The sequence below is a fragment of the Shigella sp. FC1567 genome (assembly GCF_001743015.1).
Classification (GTDB): Bacteria; Pseudomonadota; Gammaproteobacteria; order Enterobacterales; family Enterobacteriaceae; genus Escherichia; species Escherichia coli.
On record NZ_MIIV01000214.1, the window covers coordinates 1 to 2,350 of the forward strand.

The 2,350-nt window shown below is 45.3% G+C and carries 2 protein-coding genes and 1 pseudogene; 1 reads left to right on the plus strand and 2 read right to left on the minus strand.

Annotated elements, in window-relative coordinates; translation table 11 throughout:
- The coding region (locus BHE85_RS13355; protein ID WP_000317683.1) for an IS1 family transposase at positions 1-261 on the plus strand (261 nt) is incomplete at its 5' end.
- Between the two features lie 338 nt (positions 262-599).
- On the opposite strand, the gene BHE85_RS13360 is transcribed toward BHE85_RS13355, so the two are convergent.
- Both BHE85_RS13360 and BHE85_RS13365 read right to left on the minus strand, forming a co-directional pair.
- Positions 600-1,877 (minus strand): MFS transporter, encoded by a 1,278-nt coding sequence (locus tag BHE85_RS13360; protein ID WP_069673621.1) that lies wholly within the window; start codon positions 1,875-1,877, stop codon positions 600-602.
- A 140-nt stretch (positions 1,878-2,017) separates the two neighbouring features.
- A pseudogene (locus BHE85_RS13365) lies at positions 2,018-2,350 on the minus strand (IS1-like element IS1X2 family transposase); the annotation flags it as partial.

A 2,350-nucleotide genomic window follows, 5' to 3' on the forward strand; every position in this document is an offset into this window, starting at 1 on the left:
ACACTGGAGCGTCTTCTGAGCCTGCTGTCGGCCTTTGAGGTCGTGGTATGGATGACGGATGGCTGGCCGCTGTATGAATCACGCCTGAAGGGAAAGCTGCACGTTATCAGCAAGCGTTACACTCAGCGCATTGAGCGACATAATCTGAATCTGAGACAACATCTGGCAAGGCTGGGACGGAAGTCACTGTCGTTCTCAAAATCGGTGGAGCTGCATGACAAGGTCATCGGGCATTATCTGAACATAAAACACTATCAGTAAGTTGGAGTCATTACCCGAAAAACGAGGTAAATATGCGGGGAATGAATAAATAGTTGTTGGTAATGTCATTTTATTGTTGCCTGTTTAATGTTTTTACAAATATCGCAGTTGAATGTTCAAAGAAAAAGAATTGATATTAATAAAAATAAGTTTGTTTTCTGAAGTGGTGAAAATAGCGGATGGTGAAAGATATTAATATCAAAAATCGCTCATCACGGATATAACGATGCACCAGGGAGGGGGGAGATGACTGACAACGCGTTGGTAAGCGGGGTTCGATAACTCAAGCTTCTTTAAAAACGCCATAACCTCAATTATAGCGTTTTTATTTAAAATAATTAGTGGGTAGCTAACTGTACTTGTGGTTCTTCATCTTTAACTTTGATAAGCGTCCACAACGCAATAGCACCAATAATGTCAAAGAAAGCCAGGGCAATAAAGAACGGCGCGAAGCCGATAATGTGAACGAATGCCCCGATGAACAGGTTGAAAATCAACTGACCGCTCCACGCACAGGCTCCTGCCATACCCACTGCGGTAGCTACTTCGTCTTTTTTGAACAGATCGCCACCCAGAGTTGCTGCTACAGTAGAAAGACATTGATGCGAGAACGCGCCAATACTAATCAGTAATACGGCAATGTAGGGATTTTCGACAATACTCACCAGGCCAATCCTCATCATAATGACGGCTGCAATAGTGAAGGTAATTCTTCGTGAGTTAATTAAACTCACGCCGCGATCGTGGAAGAACTTCGCGACAAAACCACTGGCTAAACAGCCGAGATCGCCCAGCAGGAAAGGCAGCCAGACGAACATGGCAATTTCTTTCAGGCTAAAATGCAGCGTTTCGACGAAGAAAATCGGCACCCAGAAGTTAATGGTTCCCCATGCCGGGTCTGCGAGAAAACGCGCGATGCCAATCCCCCAGAAATTACGTTGGCTGAGGATATGCTTGATTGACGTTTTTTCTTTCTTATCTGTTTTAAGATGCTGTTCTTGCCCTGATTCAATATAGTGGCGCTCTTCATCAGAAAGGCGTTTGGCATCTTTCGGATCTTTATAACAAAAGAACCAAAATAAAGCCGCGAGCAAAGCAAGACTACCTGAAACAATAAACGCAAATTGCCAGCTATGAAACATAATGCACCAGGCAATCAACGGTGGAGCAAGCATCGCGCCGAGTGAGGTGCCCATATTGAAAACACCTGTCGCCACGCCACGCTCTTTTGCCGGGAACCATGTTGATGCGGTTTTTACACCCGCCGGAATTGCCGACGCTTCGCTGAAACCCATCAGGGCGCGCATAAATGCCAGACCAGACCACGTTCCGGTTAGTGCATGGCCCATTGTCGCCAGGCCCCAAATTGCGGCACATATCGCAAAACTTAACTTCAGACCCACGGTATCAATAAAGAAGCCCATTACCGGTTGCCCTAATGTATAGGCCAACTGGAATGCACTGACAATCCATGAATATTGCTCTTTAGTTATTCCGGTTGTCTCCATAATCGTTGGAGCCGCAATACCTAACGCCGTTCTGTCCAGATAATTGATTACAGTGATAAAGCATACGAGGGCAATCATATGCCACCGGTAATTCTTTATTTTATTCATGTTTAAACCTTTTAATTATATTAATAAACCCTGGTTGTTGGTATTTCCGTGTAATAGGTAATAAAAATCAGGTACAGAGGAAATATTGAAAATTATTGTGTGTAAATTTCTCCCTTTAAAAAGTCGGTAATGACTCCAACTTACTGATAGTGTTTTATGTTCAGATAATGCCCGATGACCTTGTCATGCAGCTCCACCGATTTTGAGAACGACAGTGACTTCCGTCCCAGCCTTGCCAGATGTTGTCTCAGATTCAGATTATGTCGCTCAATGCGCTGAGTGTAACGCTTGCTGATAACGTGCAGCTTTCCCTTCAGGCGTGATTCATACAGCGGCCAGCCATCCGTCATCCATACCACGACCTCAAAGGCCGACAGCAGGCTCAGAAGACGCTCCAGTGTGGCCAGAGTGCGTTCACCGAAGACGTGCGCCACAACCGTCCTCCGTATCCTGTCATACGCGTAAAACAGCCA